The organism is Allobosea sp. NPDC055353 (assembly GCF_053644975.1).
On the sequence record NZ_JBSHMC010000002.1, the window covers coordinates 1,320,198 to 1,336,406 of the forward strand.

General features: G+C 63.4%; 11 protein-coding genes. 5 read left to right on the top strand and 6 right to left on the bottom strand.

The window, feature by feature from the left end:
- Positions 1–5 precede the first annotated feature (5 nt).
- Both ACWIEX_RS19645 and ACWIEX_RS19650 read right to left on the bottom strand, forming a co-directional pair.
- Positions 6–1,679: a N,N-dimethylformamidase beta subunit family domain-containing protein gene (locus tag ACWIEX_RS19645; protein ID WP_454034645.1), complete on the bottom strand. Its 1,674-nt coding sequence runs from the start codon at positions 1,677–1,679 to the stop codon at positions 6–8.
- A gap of 21 nt (positions 1,680–1,700) precedes the next feature.
- Positions 1,701–2,417 (bottom strand): GntR family transcriptional regulator, encoded by a 717-nt coding sequence (locus ACWIEX_RS19650; protein WP_454034646.1) that lies wholly within the window; start codon positions 2,415–2,417, stop codon positions 1,701–1,703.
- A gap of 274 nt (positions 2,418–2,691) precedes the next feature.
- Here ACWIEX_RS19650 and ACWIEX_RS19655 point away from each other — a divergent pair, with 274 nt between their 5' ends.
- The 5 genes from ACWIEX_RS19655 to ACWIEX_RS19675 all read left to right on the top strand — a co-directional run bounded on the left by ACWIEX_RS19655 (position 2,692) and on the right by ACWIEX_RS19675 (position 8,558).
- Complete coding sequence (locus tag ACWIEX_RS19655) at positions 2,692–4,188, top strand: ABC transporter substrate-binding protein (protein ID WP_454034820.1); 1,497 nt, start codon at positions 2,692–2,694, stop codon at positions 4,186–4,188.
- 44 nt (positions 4,189–4,232) lie between these two features.
- Positions 4,233–5,177 (top strand): ABC transporter permease, encoded by a 945-nt coding sequence (locus tag ACWIEX_RS19660; protein ID WP_454034647.1) that lies wholly within the window; start codon positions 4,233–4,235, stop codon positions 5,175–5,177.
- Positions 5,170–6,054, top strand: coding sequence for an ABC transporter permease (locus ACWIEX_RS19665; protein ID WP_454034648.1), 885 nt, complete (start codon positions 5,170–5,172; stop codon positions 6,052–6,054). Before ACWIEX_RS19660 ends, ACWIEX_RS19665 begins: the two co-directional genes overlap by 8 nt.
- Before the next feature lie 55 nt (positions 6,055–6,109).
- A complete protein-coding gene (locus ACWIEX_RS19670) occupies positions 6,110–7,429 on the top strand; it encodes an aspartate aminotransferase family protein (protein ID WP_454034649.1) in 1,320 nt (439 codons plus the stop codon).
- A gap of 256 nt (positions 7,430–7,685) precedes the next feature.
- Positions 7,686–8,558: an SMP-30/gluconolactonase/LRE family protein gene (locus ACWIEX_RS19675; protein ID WP_454034650.1), complete on the top strand. Its 873-nt coding sequence runs from the start codon at positions 7,686–7,688 to the stop codon at positions 8,556–8,558.
- Positions 8,559–9,145: 587 nt separating this feature from the next.
- Here the strand turns inward: ACWIEX_RS19675 and ACWIEX_RS19680 are convergent.
- The 4 genes from ACWIEX_RS19680 to ACWIEX_RS19695 form a co-directional block, all read right to left on the bottom strand.
- Positions 9,146–10,471: an HlyD family type I secretion periplasmic adaptor subunit gene (locus tag ACWIEX_RS19680; protein ID WP_454034651.1), complete on the bottom strand. Its 1,326-nt coding sequence runs from the start codon at positions 10,469–10,471 to the stop codon at positions 9,146–9,148.
- The gene (locus ACWIEX_RS19685; protein ID WP_454034652.1) at positions 10,471–12,387 is read right to left on the bottom strand and encodes a type I secretion system permease/ATPase; all 1,917 of its coding nucleotides are present in this window, start codon (positions 12,385–12,387) and stop codon (positions 10,471–10,473) included. The genes ACWIEX_RS19680 and ACWIEX_RS19685 overlap by 1 nt, the downstream gene beginning before the upstream one ends.
- Positions 12,388–12,619: 232 nt before the next feature.
- Entirely contained in the window at positions 12,620–14,461 is a 1,842-nt protein-coding gene (locus tag ACWIEX_RS19690; protein WP_454034653.1) for a right-handed parallel beta-helix repeat-containing protein, read from the bottom strand.
- Positions 14,462–14,949: 488 nt separating this feature from the next.
- Complete coding sequence (locus ACWIEX_RS19695; protein WP_454034654.1) at positions 14,950–16,011, bottom strand: AraC family transcriptional regulator; 1,062 nt, start codon at positions 16,009–16,011, stop codon at positions 14,950–14,952.
- Positions 16,012–16,209: the final 198 nt, after the last annotated feature.

The following is a 16,209-nucleotide window of genomic DNA, read 5'->3' on the forward strand; positions in this document are numbered from 1 at the left end:
ACCGATCAGGCAGAGCCCTTGGTGAAGCGGTCGAGAACGTTCCGGGTCACGGCCTGGGTGTAGAACTCACCCTTCGCGAGGCCCATCACCCATTCCGATAGCCCGGCCGTGAAGACCTCGCCCTTGCCGCGCTTCATCGAGACCATCATCCCGGAGCCGTACTTGGCCTGCTCCTTGGTCTGCTCCGAAACCGTGCCGAACAGGGTCCTGGCACGGCTATCGATCGCATGGTCGCCGAGATAGTAGCGGAAGCCCTCGCCATCGAACTGCTCCTCGCCGATCAGGGCGGGGCACATCGCGATGATTTCGATCCCCTCGGGCGCTCCGTCCTCGCGGGTCGGATAAGGCAGGCCGTGCTTGAAGCCATAGTCCAGCCCGTCGACCTCATAGGCCACGATGCCGGCATCCTCGCCCAGAATGTCGCCATAGTGCATGTCGACGCCCGAGAAGCACCAATGGTTCGAGCGATAGACGGTCAGGCCCCTGCTGCCGCGTGGAGCAAAGCCGCCCCATGACACATAGGTGCCGCGGCTGCCATTGACGCCGAAGGTGGTCGCCCCGGGATAGTTCAGCCGGACATCTTCCCAGGCACAGGTGAGCAGGTGCTTGCGGTCGGTATCGCGGACCGGGTCCTCGGCGCCTGCCCGCTCCTTGTAGCAGACCTGGGTTTGGCCATCGTCCTCCATGCGAACCTGCCAGAGGAAATTGCCGGCAAACCGCGCCATGTTGCCGCCGCCGTCGACATAAGCATCGACCGCGTCACGCATCTCGCGCGTCCAGTATTCGTCATGCCCGACGATGACCCCGGCGCTGTAGCGCTTCAGGATCTCGGGCTGGTAGTGAAGCTCGTTCTGTGTGACGATATCGAACTCGTAGCCTTCCTTTTCAGCCCAGACGACGAAATGGCGTTCGAACTGGGCCCATCCGGACGACCCGAAATACTGGGCGAAGCCGTTGGTGAAGGCCCATTCCTTCGTCGGATAGCGCGGCGGCTCCATGGGCGGGCGCTTGGTCGCGTCGATGAGCCGGGGTGCTCCCGGAGGGAGCCAGACGAGGCCGCGGGTCCAGGGCCGCAGGAAGCTCAGGGTCGGCGACCACTGCTTGCCTTCAGGCCCGTCGATACCGTCGTAATAGTTCGCGCCACCCCAATCGTTATAGGCCAGCCAGGTCGATGTGCAGAGGATCAGCAGGAAGCGCTCGCGAGGAGGCTTCTTGTCCACCGGGCGGACGACGAAGAAGTGGTGCTGGAGGAAATTCGCGCCGCTTTCGAGCTCGCACATGGAGACGATGCGATAGAAGCCGGACGCCATGTCCGCGGGCAATTTCCAGCGATGGCTCTCGGGCCATCCGCAGCCATCGCGATAGGCCGCCGCGGGTGTCGGATGGAAATGTCCGGGCAGGTCCTTGGCTTCGTAGACCAGCTCGGGCTTGGCGCCGTCGCGCCAGACCTGCAGCGTCCAGGTCTGCGCCGTGCTGCTGGTGTGGAAACCGACCTCATCTCCCGGATCGTAGGAAAGGGCGTCCGTATAAGTGTAGACCTCCGGAACGGCCGGGTCCTCGCGCGGCGTCTCATACCAATGCGACAGATGCCAGGCATTGTCGGGGTGCATCGCCGTGACGCGACGCTTATGGACGTTGATCGGCTTGAATTCCGGTCTCGCGGGCGAATCTTTGGCCATTTCCAACCTCTTCGGACTTATCTAGGCACGGCGTGAGGCTGCAGCCTCGACGAGCATCGGGGTCGTGATCGAACCGTCGTCGATCGCTTTCAAAAGCCGGACGAGAGACGCCCCGCCCTCTTCGATATCCGCCCTGGCCGCCTCCCCCGCGCCGGCCGCATCGCGCTGCCTGAGGCATTCGATGAGGCGGTCGTGCTGGTGGGTTTCCGCGTATTTCGGCAGGGCCTGCGGGTAGAGAAGATTGAGAGCCGGACCCGTCTGGAGCCACAGGCTCTCCAGGATGCCCAACAGGCTCGGCGCGCCCGCGGCCCTGGCGATACCCAGGTGAAACTCGTAGTTGTGATAGACGGCGGCCCGCCAGTCCTCGCGCTGTTCGGCGTCGATCAGCGCACGATGGGCCGTCTCGAGCATATCGATGCCCGGCGCGGTGATGAGCAGCGCGGCCTTCGTGGCGGCCAGCGGCTCCAGCAGCAGCCGGATCTCGCGGACTTCCGTGAAGCTGTCGAAGGAAGCCTCCGGCACGAAAAAGCTCTGGAGCCCGCTGGAGATCAGGGCCCGCTCGCGGATGAGCTGCATGAACGCTTCGCGAACCGGCGTATCGCTGACGCCGAGTTGCGCGGCCATTTCCGTGATCTTCAGCCGCTGCCCTGGCGTAAAGCGCCCCTGCATCAAGGCTTCTTTGATATTCGCATAGACGCGGGCGGCAAGATTGTCCCGCGACACCTTGTTCATCACCATGAATCTCATCCCAAACCGGTAGCGGCCACGTTGGATCGGACCTGCGACGCATAAAGCCGCAATACCCGGTCACACAACATGCCACCCCTCCCGGCGTCCGGACGCTCCGGCCATCAACCCTCGTTGACAACCATATGAGAGGCGGCATAGCGTTGTCTATAGACTATAGACATAAAACGAACCGAGGGGTCGCGCTGTGGTTAAGTCTCTGCTTTCACGACATGTTTCACACCGGAACGACAAACTGGGCATCGCGACCGCCGCATTGGCGGCAGTGCTGCTGGCCTCCTCGGCAGGCCTGGCGCAAACCCGGAACGACACGATCGTCTACGGAAACGTCGCCGGCCCCGCCACGCTCGACCCCTATGTCGGAAGCAGCACGACCGATCTCGAGGTCGTGCACCACATCTTCGAAGGGCTGGTCGGCATGGACGAGGGCTATGCCGCCAAGCCGATGCTCGCATCCAAGGTCGAAACGTCGCCGGATTCGAAGACCTTCATCTTCACGCTTCGCCAGGGCGTGAAGTTCCATAACGGCAAGGAGCTCACCTCCGCCGATGTGAAGGCGTCGTTCGAGCGCTATGCGAAGGTCAGCCCCAATGCGAGCGCGCTTTCCGATGTGGAGGCCTATGAGACGCCAGACCCGCGGACCTTCGTGATCCGCCTGAGCAAGGCGAACGCCGTCTTCCTCGATGTCCTGAAATCCCCCGTCTATCCCTTCGTCATCCTGCCGGCGGAACAGAAGGACAAGCCGGCGCGCGAAGTGGAGGCGATCGGAACAGGCCCCTACAAGCTGGCCGAATGGCGCAAGGACAGCCATCTGCTGCTGGAGCGCTTCGACGGCTACGCACCAGACGAGACCGGCAAGCCGGCGGATGGCCTGGTCGGCAAGAAGACCGCCGACGCCAAATTCGTCCGCTACCGCTTCATGCCCGAGGCGAACGCCCGGGTCGCGTCGCTGCAGACGGGCGAATCCGACATCATCGCCAATGTGCCGCTGGACATGGAAAAGCGGCTGGCCGGGCGCCCGGAGATCGTGGCGACCAAGCTCCTGGGGTGCCAGCAATACTTCATCATCAACACGCAGCAATCCCCCACCGACAAGCCGGAGATGCGCCAGGCCATCCGGGCCGCGATGGCTGTGGACGAGATGATCCCGGCGCTCGGCAGGCCGGCCAAGCGCAGCCACGCGATGACGATCCCCGGCGGCGAGTACTATAACGGCGATCTCAACAACCAGTATTACGACCAGAAGAACCCGAAGCTGGCCGCTGAGCTCGCCAAGAAGGCCGGCTACAAGCCCGGCGAGAAGATCCGCTTCATGACGACGGCAGCCTATCCCGCCTTCCGGGATTCCAGCCTCGTCCTCTCCGAACAGCTCAAGGAAGCCGGCATCGATTCTGAGATCCAGCTGGTCGATTGGGGGACCAACGCCGCGAACATGCAGAGCGGCAATGGCAACTGGAATATCTCGGCGACGTCGTTCTGCTCGAACCCCAATCTCGGGCCGCAGCAGTGGAAGTTCATGATCTACAACTTCCCGCATGTGAAGGGCGATACCGCCCTCGATCAGAACTTCGACAAATTCTATTCGTCGCCGGAACTCGCCAACCGGAAGGCGGCGTGGAACGAGATCGAGAAGATCGTCCTGAGCCAAGCCTACATGATCAAGATCGCCGATACCGGCAACATCAATGCCTACAACAAGAACAAGGTCGACGGATTTTCCGATTACTACATCAATCGGTTCTGGAACGTGAAAATCAAATAGGCCTTCCCTCCCCGACGATCTCCCCAGAGAACAAGGACGATGGCGTGGCACGTATCATCTTGACCAGAATGGCACATTCCGTGCCGATCCTTCTCATCATTGCCGTCCTCGCCTTCTTCCTGATGCAGCTCCTGCCGGGCGATCCGGCTGTCCTGATGGCTGGCGAGGGGGCGAGCGAGGCCGCGATCCAGGAGATCAGGACGCGGCTCCATCTCGACCTCCCTCTCGTCCAGCAGCTCGGCTCGTGGCTGCTCCAACTGGCCCGGGGAGACCTGGGCTCCTCGCTGCAGCTCAACCAGACGGTGGTGTCCGCCGTCGCCGAGCGGCTCCCCGTCAGCGCGTCGCTCGCTGTCGTGTCCCTGACTATCACGGTACCCGCCGGCATTTGCCTCGGCGTCGCGGCGGCCTATGCCCGCGGCACCTGGCTGGACTCGCTCGCCATGGCGGTCGCGCTCATCGGCGTCTCCGTACCGTCCTTCTGGATCGCGATCCTTTCAGTCATCCTGTTCAGCGTCACGCTGGGCTGGCTGCCTTCGGCCGGCTACGTCCCGCTTTCCGCCGGAGTCGGCCCCTGGTTCCTGGCCCTGCTCCAGCCGGCACTCGTGCTGGCGCTGTTCCAGATCGGCTTTCTGGCGCGCATGACGCGCTCGGCGATGCTCGACGTGCTGGATCAGGACTTCATCCGCACCGCGCGCGCCAAGGGCGTGGCGGAAACCGGCGTGGTCTGGACCCACGCCTTCCGCAACACCTTCATCGCCGTCCTCACCGTCGTCGGATACATCGCCAGCCTGCTGATCGGCGGATCGGTCATCGTCGAGCAGGTCTTCGCCCTGCCCGGCGTCGGGCGGCTGGTCGTCCAGGCCGTCCTGACCCGCGACTACCCGCTCGTTCAGGGGTCGCTGCTGCTGTTCGGCTTCATCTTCGTCCTGATCAATATCGTCACCGATATTCTCTATACGCTGGTCGATCCGCGGGTGCGCTATGACTGACGCGACCCTCCCGATGTCCGCGGCGCCGACCTTCCTGGGGCGGAGCCGCAAGATGGCCCGGCGCCTCCTGCGCCACCGCTCGTTCCGCGTTGGCCTCGCGATCGTCGCCACGCTGCTGCTCGCCGTGCTCCTCGGCCCGCTCCTCGTCGAGGCCGACCCGACGCAACTGCGCATGCGGTTCCGGTTCCAGCCTCCCTCGGCCCGCTTTCTGATGGGAACCGATGCGTTCGGTCGCGACATCCTCGCGCGCTTCCTGTACGGGGCGCAGCTCTCGATGTGGATCGGCCTGTGGGTCGCGATCCTCTCGGGCACCTTCGGCACATTGCTCGGCATCCTGGCCGGCTACTATCGCTCGCTCGATTCCGTGATCATGCGCTTCATGGACGCGCTGCTCGCGTTTCCGCCGATCCTGCTGGCGATCGGCGTCAGTGTCTTTCTCGGCCCGCAGGTGCATAGCGTCATCATCGCGCTTGCGGTGTCCTACATCCCCAGGACGGCACGGATCGTGCGCGCCTCCGCGCTCGTGATCCGCGAGCACGATTATGTCTCCGCCGCGGTGATCGCGGGCGCGGGAGGCTGGCGGATCATGACCCGCCACATCCTGCCGAACTGCATCGGGCCCTTGCTCGTCCAGCTCACCTTCGTGTTCGCCTACGCGATCCTTGCGGAGGCGGCATTGAGCTTCCTCGGGATCGGGCCGCCGCCGCCGACGCCGACCTGGGGCAACATCATCGCCGAGGGCCGCGACTACGCCGTCGAAGCCTGGTGGATCATGCTCTTCCCGGGGCTCGGGATCAGCCTCGCCGCCCTCGGCATGAACCTGCTCGGCGACGGTCTCCGCGACGTGCTCGATCCCCGCCTCAAGATCGAAGGCTGAGCCCGATCGCCCGCATCCCTCCCGCCATCACGCCTTCCCCTGAAAGCCTAAAGCCATGAACAAGATGCAGACGTTACGGTCAGCGGACATCATCAACGCCGAAAGGCGCTCGATCTGGGACCTTGCCCCCGGACACGACAACGTCGTCTGGGCCAAGGCCGCGGGCGCCCGCGTGACGGATGTCGACGGCCGCGACTATATCGACTTCTCATCGGGCGTCCTTGTCGCGAATACCGGCCATTGCCACCCGCATGTCGTCAAGGCGATTCAGGAGCAGGCCGGGCTGCTGCTCAATTGCTATGACGCGCCGCATCCCTTGAGAGCCCAGGTGGCCGAGCGGCTTCTCGGCTTTGCCGGTGGCCGGTTCGATGCGGTCTCCCTGGCCACGACCGGGGCGGAAGCCATCGACAGCGCCGTGAAGATCGCCAAGGCGGCCACAAAACGCTACGAGATCATTTCGTTCGCCGACGGCTTTCACGGCAAGTCGATCAGCACCGCCTCCCTGTCGGGCATGCCCGGCAACCGGCGCTCCGTCGGGCCGCTCGTGCCAGGTTCGATCGTCGTTCCGTTCCCGAACAGCTATCGCCGGCCGGCCGGCACGAGCGCCGAGAACTGGGCCAACCAGACCATGGACATGGCGGAGGAGATGATCCGCATCAACTCCACCGGTCAGATCGCGGCGATCGTCGTCGAACCCTTCCTCGGTGCCGGTGGCGCCCATGTGGCTCCGCCGGTCTTCTGGAAGCGCTTGCGCGCTTTGGCGGACAAGCTGCAGGCGCTGGTGATCATGGACGAAGTCCAGGCCGCGTTCGGACGGACCGGGCAGTTCTTCGCCTTCCAGGGTCTGGGGATCGAACCCGATCTGCTCTGCGTCGCGAAAGGCATCGCGAGCGGCATTCCGATGAGCGCCATCATCGGCCGGAAAGCGCTCTTCGACGCGCTCCCTGCCGGCGTCCTGAGCTCGACCTATGGCGGCAATCCCCTGGCTTGCGCGGCCTGTCTCGCGACGCTCGACGTGATCGAGCAGGACAACCTCGTCGCACGCGCCCGGGACCTGACCCAAACCTTCCATGCGCGCTTCGCGACATGGGTGAAAGACATCCCCGGCGTCGGCGACGCGCGCGGCATGGGCCTTTCGATGGGAATCGAACTGGTGGTCGACAACATCTCGAAGACGCCGGACCCCGCCCGCGCGCTGCGGGTGGTGAAGAAGGCCGCGGAAGACGGCCTCATCGTGCTGCCGCCGTCAGGCTCGGATTCGAATGTCGTGCGGCTGGCCCCTCCCCTCGTCCTGACCGACGCGGAGGCGGAGGAAGGCCTGCGGCGCCTCGAGGACGCCTTGCGCTGCACGATCTCGAACCAGCCGGCGCCTTGACCCGGGCTCGGTGACTTGAGCGGGCACGCACGAACCCGCGTGAAGACTGACAGCGCCATGGTCGCGCTGTCGAGCATGTCGTGCGCCGGAGCCTTTTCGCTTCTCGCTGACGCCCTGACGGGGGAGCGCCGGGACTGATGCCGGCAGCATTCGATCATGCGATCGGCGTTCCCGGCCGTGACCTCGAGCGGCCGCGCCCCGCTGCTCGGCTGCCGTCCGGCTCCGCTTCGCTCGTCATGCCTGCCATGGATATCCCATGAACCAGATCGACTACGATGTTCACGTCCGCGATCTGGGTTTCCCCGAAGGACCGGTCGTCTTGCCCGATGGAGGGGTGGCCTTCGTCGATCTGCTTCATGCCCGAATCCGCCGCTGGCATCCCGATGACGGCGTGAGCGTGCTCGCCGAACTGGACGGGGCTCCGAACGGCATGTGCCTCGGCCGCAACGGCAAGCTGTGGATCGCCAACAATGGGGGGATCGCCCCTCAGGGGCCAGGCCAGCCATTGCACCACGCCGAACGGCCGATGCCGGGCGGATTGCAGGAGCTGGACCTGCGGACAGGCGCGGTCCAGGTCATCACGCAAGGCGGCGTCCAGCCCGACCGTCCCAACGACGTCGTGATGTCGCCCGAGGGATACGCCGTCTTCACCGATCCACAGAACTGGGAGGTCCTGAAGACGAATCCGGATGCCTATCGGGGCGGGCGCGTGCTGGTCCGCCGGGAGGACGGCACGGTCGAACTGCTGACGCAGCTACCGGGTTTTCCCAATGGGCTGATTTTCCATCCCAACGGCGATCTTCTCGTCAATCTGACGCGCCGACGCGAAGTGATCCGCTTTCGCTGGCACAATGGCCGCGTTGCTGCTCCGGAATTGTTCTGCAGCTTTCCGGAAGGCTTCGCCCCCGACGGCATGTGTTTGACGGAGGATCGATTGCTGGTGGCAGGAAGCGTCGGCGACATGATCGCCGTCGTCGGCCTGGATGGACGGCCATACGGCCTCGTGTCGACCGGCCCAAATACCGACCCAACGAACCTCTGCATCTCCCAAGACAGAGTCTTTATCACCAACGGCTTTGCGCGAGAGCTGGTCTCGACAAAAATCGATCAACTGCTGCGGGCGATATGACGCTGAGCTCGGTCCCATGCGCATATGATCATCACCTGCTCGATGAGCCGCTCTGGCAATGTCTGGGACAAATGCCGCGATGGAGAGCTTCTCGACCATCGGCGACATCAGCCCGGTCGAGTTCGAAAAGAAGGTCGGGTTAGCCTAACCGAGCGTCCCCAGCACCGGCAGCAGGCCAGTTCATCCGACGTGGTTCTGCGGAGATGATTTGCTCCACCTCATGCTTGAACTCTCCCCAGCGACCGTACTCGCGACCGCAGCCGCTGCACCGTACAACAGCCGATTCGATGAGCTCGGCAGGAAGAATGACCGAGATGCTGCCACAATTATCGCACGCGAACTTCGATAGGGTTGTCACACCTAGCATGTGCGTCTCCCAGCATGTCCCGAGGCAACTTCAGCGCCCCTTGCGACCACCTCCGTAGTCGAGCCGATCCCAAGAAAGAATTCTTGATGGTTGGCAAGAACGCAAGACCGGTTCGATCGCGAACCCGCCTACCTTCCACGCCGGCTCGATGGCCGACATGGGTTCGGGCACCCGGGAGGGAAGTTGCGGCGTACACCGTTCGGCTCTGAGGGCACGACGCCTATCTCTCGCGGAATGCTCGTGCGATCTGGTCCGCAAGCGGCTTGGCGAAATAAGAGAGAACCGTTCTCTGCTGCGTGCGCACAAAAACCTCGACCGGCATGCCCGGCCCGACCTTTGCGCCCCCGAGCCGTTCGAGTTCACCGTCCAAGATGGCGACGCGAAGCGTGTAGAAGTCTTGCCCGGTCCGCTGATCGACGGTGAGATCGGGAGATACGCGGGACACTTCGCCCTCGATCTCAGGCGTGGTCCGCTGGTTGAGGGCTGAGAAGCGCAACCCGGCGCGCTGTCCGGAGTATACCTGCTCGATATCCTGAGGTCGCACCCTTGCCTGCACCGTCAGGCGATCGGACGCTGGCACGATCAGCATCAAGGTTTCGCCCGGAGAGGCGACGCCGCCAATTGTGTGAACCGCCATCTGGTGCACAGTGCCGGATTGGGGAGCCCGGATATCCACGCGCTTGAGCTGGTCCTCCGCTGTGACTTTCCGTTCAACCAGCTCGGAAATCTTGCCACGAAGGTCGGCGAGCGTCTTGCCGACTTCGGTGCGAAGATCCTCATCGATCTGAAGGATCTGTAGCTCGGTCTCCGTGATCTTGCCTTTGGCCTGAGCCACTGATGAGACCAGGGTGCCTTTCTCGCCGGTGATACGTGCAGCATCCCGCTCCAGGGCGTTCAATCGGGTGATCGAAACGAGCTTCTTGCTGTGAAGGTCGCGCACCCCCTCAAGCTCCTGCGCGATGAGGTTGGCTTCGCGGTCCTTCGCTACGATTTGCTCCGAAAAGGCCCGGATCTGATCCCGCATCTGGCCGATGCGTTCGAGGTGCTGGGCCTTCAAGCCCGATCGCGCTGTCCCTCGCAGCTCGAAGAGCCTGCGCTCTCCGCTTAGGAGTGCTGCGACATCCGGCGAGCTTTCTGCTGCTGTCGATAGCTCGCGGGGAAAGACAACTTCCGTAACACCGTCGCGCTCGGCTTCGAGTCGAGCTTGCTGCGCGAGGGCTTCGTTGAGAGCCTTGCTCACGACGGCGAGGTTGGCCTGCGTCACGGTTTCGTCGAGGCGGACAATGACGTCGCCTGCTTTGACGCGGTCACCGTCCCGGACGCGCAACTCGCTGATGACCCCGCCAGTGGGGTGCTGCACCTTCTTCACTTCCGACTCGACAACGAGCGAACCATGCGCAACGACCGCGCCCGAAAACTCGGTTGTCGCAGCCCAACCGCCCACGCCGATCAGCAGGGTTCCAAGGCTGATTCCGACCGCAAGAACATGGCGTTGGATCGAAAGCCGGGTGGGGTGAGAGACGTCGTCCAAGTTTCTAAGCTCCATCAGATTCTGCTTGCTGCGCGATCGAAAATGCCGGCGGATTTCGGCACCGCCTTCAAGCTGGTGGAAAGCACCTCGTCCTTGGGACCGAAGGCCTGGACTCGTCCGTCCGCCATCACGAGGACCTGATCCACAGCTGTCAGGGCGCTCGGCCGGTGGGCGATCACCACCACGACGCCGCCCCTTCGGCGAACTTGGAAGATCGCGTCGGTCAAGGCCTGCTCGCCTTCGGCATCAAGGTTCGAATTCGGCTCGTCGAGCACAACCAGGAAGGGATTCCCGTAGAGCGCTCGAGCAAGGGCGATGCGTTGCCGCTGCCCTGCCGAAAGAGCCGTTCCGCGCTCGCCGATCTGGGTCTGATAGCCCTCCGGCAGGCGCTGGATAAGCTCATGGACGCCCGACGCCTTGGCGGCTTCGATGATGCGCTCGGCCGTCGCGTCGCTGCGGAAACGGGCGATGTTGGCGGCGACGGTCCCTGAAAAGAGCTCGACCTCCTGAGGGAGATAGCCGACATGGTGCCCAAGCTCCTCAGGCCGCCAATGACGTAGAGAAGAGCCGTCCATGCGGACGGTGCCGGTCAGGGGCTGCCAAACGCCAACAAGCATGCGGGCAAGCGAGGACTTCCCGGACGCGCTCTGCCCGATGACGCCGAGCCCCTGCCCCGCCCGAAGCACGAAGCTGACATTGGACGCCGTCAGGCGCTGCCCGCCCGGAGGAGAGACGGACGCAGCCTCGACGGTGATCAATTCCGTCGGAGCAGGCAACGAGAGCGCGACTGTCGCCGACGGCTGGGCTTCGAACATCTCCGTCAGCCGGCCCCACCCTTGGCGCGCCCTGACAAATCCCTTCCAGTTGCCGATGGCAAGATCGACGGGAGCGAGCGCGCGCGAGGTCAGGATCGAGCTCGCGACGATGACGCCAGCCGTCGCTTCCTGCTGAACGACGAGGTAGGCGCCGACGCCGAGCACGATCGACTGCAGCAGCATGCGCAGCACGCGGGACGTCGAGGAAAAGCCCCCTGCAACTTCGGCGGCGCGCTGGTGTTGACGCCGATGCTCGTCGCTGACCACCTTCCAGAGCGCGCCCATCTCGCCGCCCATGCCCATCGCATGGACGGCCTCGGCGTTGCGCCGCCCGACCTCTGCGATGGAAATTCGGTGCGCGGCAGCCCCACTCGCCGCCGCCGACGGCTTTTTCGTGAGCCGCTCGGTCAGTATGGTCAGCGCGACCAGAACGATGGTGCCGATCAGAGCCGTAGCGCCAATCCAGAAGTGGAATAGAAAACACAGGCCCAGGTAAAGCGGAATCCAGGGGAGATCGAACAGCGCCCCCGGACCGCTGCCTGACAGGAAGGCGCGAACCTGGTCGAGGTCGCGCATCGGCTGCAGGCCCTCGCCGGCGCTCTTGGCCCGGAGCGGCCCCGAGAGGATCGCCTGGAAGACCTTCCCATTCAGCCCTTCATCAAGAGCGCCGCCGATCCGCAACAGCAGGCGGCCGCGCAGGATGTCAAAAAGCGCGTAGAACACGTACAGCATGACGATCAGCAGGGTGAGACCGACGAGCGTCGGAATGCTGCGGCTCGGCAGGACCCGGTCGTAAATCTCCAGCATGTAAAGCGAACTGCCGAGCGTCAGCAGGTTCAGGGCCCCACTCAAGGCCGCGATCGCTACAAGTGCCCCGCGCCATTGGGAGATGGCTGCGGTGAGCGGCGACTGCACGAGCGTCTTGCCTTGACCGATGCCGAAAGCAGCCATGATCTCTCGCCCTGCGGGCGCACGCGTCGCGCCCTGGGCGGAATGCGAAAGGTTGGCAAGGCGCCCGAAAAGCGCACCTCCGTAAGCCTTCAGCGCGACGCCGCCCTGAACGAGAAGAGTTGAAGCGGCATGCTGAAGATTGCGGGCCGGGAGAAGATGAAGCAATGGAACCTCGTCGGTTCAAAGGAAAAGGTGCGCCGCTCAAGACCGGCGACTCCACCGAGAAAGATTCTTGGCGGTGGCACTCGGCACCAGCCATTCAGGCGTTTGGACGCTCCGGCTCGAGGCGGCGCGTCATCCTGGTCGTCTTCGCTACCCCGAGCCTGGAAGCCACGGGAGGCCGTTTTTGACCGGCTCGCGCGGGCGCGAGCCGGAATAATTGTGATGATCAATCCCGTTAGAGAATGAAGTGATCACGGCTGAGGTTGATCGCCTGGTTGAGTTCGATCTGGAAATCGGCGTGCCCGTCCCCATCCACATCGCCCTGGATGATGGTGTGGTGGTCGCTATGGAAGTAGGAAACCGAGTTTGCCTCAACCTCGCTCGTCTTGCCGGCAAAGTGGAAGACTTGATCTCCCCTGACAGCAGTGTTGGCGTCGATCAGGCTGAGGTCGAGCTTGTCCGTGCCGCGCTGGAACCACTCGATCACGTCCCGGTTGCCGGCTCCCGGGAGGCTCTCCGACGGCGACCGGAAAATGAACGTGTCGCGCCCGGCGCCTCCCGACATCGTATCGGCTCCCAGGCCGCCGATCAGCGTGTCTCTTCCGCTGCCGCCGAGAAGCGTATCGTTACCTGCTCCGCCGTCGATGACGTCGCAGCCGGCATTCCCGTGGATCCAGTCATTCCCACTCGTGCCGACCATCTTGTCGGCCTTGTCGGTTCCGAAAACCTTGGCTGTCTCGACAGGATTGTCCGGCTTGGTTGCAGGATTGTCCGGCTGGGTTACGGGGGTGTCAGGCTTGGTTACAGGGGTGTCGGGCTGGGTCGCCGGATTGTCCGGCTGGGTTCCGATACCCGGGTTATCGGGCTGGGGCTTGGAACCAGTCGCCATACCGCTCTCGAAGCTCCCGAGATCCGGAGCCTTCCCGGCATAGGAGAGCCCGACATCCTTGCCCTTGTCGACCAGCGTGCTGCCGGATGAGAGATGAAGGAAGTCCGTCGTCGGAAGCGAGCCGTCGGCAGCACGCGCGCCACGCGCACCCGCATCGTTGAGGGAGACGAAGTCGTTGCTCGTCGGGGCGGTATAGTTCCAGGAGTTGTTCGACGCGCTTCCGGCACCTGAGACCGCGAGCTTGCCGCTGCCCGCCGAGAGATTGTTGACGAAGCTGTTGTGGCCAGACCAGTAGGCGTAGTTATACGCCCCGTTGTTGTAGGCCGTATTATTTTGGAGAACGCTGTCGATGCTGGCATCGTTCTGGTCGAAGCCGTTCGACAGATTGCCCCAGGAGACGTTGTTGATCACGGTGTGGCCGCCGGATTCGGCGCCGCCCCCCGGCCGCTGGCCACCGAGCTTGAAGCCGTTGCCATCGCCCTCAGCCTTGCCTGAGGCGTCGTAGCCGTTGTTGAAGGCCCAGTTGCCCTCGATGAGCACACCGGCGCCCTTCGTGCCATCCTGGATATTGAAGAAATCGAAGCCGTCGTCGGAGTTGTTCCAGGCGCGGTTGCCGCGCAAGACATTGCCGGCGCCGGTCGTGCTGATCTGGAAACCGTCAGCGTTGTCGCCGCTCAGGTCATGATTGTCGTGGGAATCGATATTCTGGAGGAGATTGTTCGAGCCCGGCCCGAAGAGCGAGACGCCCTTGCCTTCCCATTGGGAAAGCCGGCCGTTGTCGTGCACGTCGAGTCGCTCGATGATGTTGTTGTGGGACTCGTCATGGATCACGATGCCGCCCATCGGCCCGCCGCGAACCTCCAGTCCGGAAATGTTGTTCCAGGAAATGCTCGACCCATCGAGCACCCAGCCGCCGGCGCCAGAGCTCCCATAGTACGCGCTCGACGTCATCTGCGACCCATCCAGGATCGGCTTCTCGCCCGGGTAATTCGTGACTGTGATCGGCCGGCCGCTTTCCCCGTCATTCGTCAGCTGGACGCCATTTTTCAGGCTGTAGACGCCACCCCGCAGATAGATGGTGTCGCCCGGCTGGGCCAGATCGTGGGCATATTGCAGGGAAGCAAAAGGCCGGTCGAGGGTGCCGACCTGGCTATCGGAGCCCGTGGGTGAAACGTAGTAGATAGTCATAGCGCCCTTTCTCAACAGGGGAACATCCGGCGCCACGTCGTTTAGACGTGGCTCCGACCCCTGATCAGTAAAAGCTCGCCGCCCCTGCAGATGATGCAGGGCCAGTGAGCCGCGTTATGGGATTGACTCCCGCTTAAGCGGACGAGGAGGCACCGGGTGATTGACGCGCCCGATACCGAACATCAGCAAACTCACAAATCACGTTCACTGATTGTTGAATGCTTACGATTCGGGCATCAGCCGCTACGTCGAGCATCCCTCGCATGGCGAAAATAATAGCCGCACGTTCGCGACTACAATTTCATCTATTGTTTAGCCATCGGCATGGATTGCCCTGGATCTTTTCCAGGGAGCGGGGTTATGGCTGCCTCGATCTCCAGCAGCCGAATCAAACATAGGATATGAACGCGCAGCCGTCTTGGCCTGCCCCGCCATATCCGTTGAGTTTCAAGCCAAGCGCGATTCGGGACAATGCGCCGCACCGCCATTCATCGGCCGGCGCCGCGCTTCAACTCCCGACGAAATGCCGTCGGCGTCTTGCCTGTCCATCGCTTAAAGGCCCGCACAGAAGCACTCGGCTCGCGGTATCCGAGCAGCCAGGTCACCTGCGAAACCGTCGACGTTCCGTCCCGGAGATATTGCACCGCGAGCTGGTAGCGCAACTCGTCGAGGACCTCGCTGAAGCTGATGCCCAAATCGGCCAGTCGACGCGTCAAGGTGCGAGCGCTGGTACCAAGGTCTCGCGCGATAGCCTCGATCTTTGGCGTCCCATGTCGTAGTCGCGGCATGATCGCATTTTCGACCCGGGTGCGCAGGGAGCCCGCCTCCCCGGCAGAATACGGAAACGCCTTCTGATGCAGCCCGGCCAGGAGCTCCTTCAGAAAGTGATCACCGGTGGTCAGAGGCAGTTCCTTGGCATCCCGAGCGAAGGCCAGAACGTCCAGCTCCGCGCCGAAATCGATCTGAATGCCGAAGTAGCGTTCCATCTCGGCGACCCGGCCCGGGCGTGAATGAATCATCGACGCTGAGGTCGGCACGAGTTCGCGGCCCGTGAACAAGCGGCATTGTCGCAGCGTGGTTGTCAGCCAGAATTCGGCTTGGTGGCGATCGAGGTGCCGCTCAACTCCGACATAGCTGAGTTCAAGGGATGCCCCTTCCCCGCTGCCTTCGCGGATCTTCATGGCCTCGTTCGCGAACACCCCATACAGCTCCTGATAAGCCAGAGCCTCCGCGAGGGTTTCGGCCGACGCCATGATGTAGTGAACGAAGCCGAGCGCCCGCAGATCAAAGCTCTGCGCAAGGTGAAAGCCGAGGAGATCATCACCCAGGTCGTCGGCCGCGATATTGAGGAACGCGACTTGCCGACGCACGGGGACGCGCTCGTCGGGATTGTCCAAGAGCGAAGGAGATAGCCCTGCCTCGATCATCCGCGGCTCGGGATCGATGCCCTGAGCGGAAAGCTGAGCCGCTGCCAGTCTGGTGAGTACCGCGATGGCGGTCGGCGTCTGCTCACGCCCGCGCTCTATCGAAGATCCGGGCGACGGAAACATCACTTTCTCGGTACAGGCGAATGACCGACATCTGGTTCTGCGGATCTCGGACCCGAGGGTGAGTTAACTAGAACGACCAGTGGAGCACTTGACCGGTATCAAGTCGCGTGAGGCTCGGTGATGAAACGTTCGTCAAACAGAATGACGAATTGGGTTTCCTGCCACGTCCGGTTCACGCGGCGGAATTCTCCCCCCGGC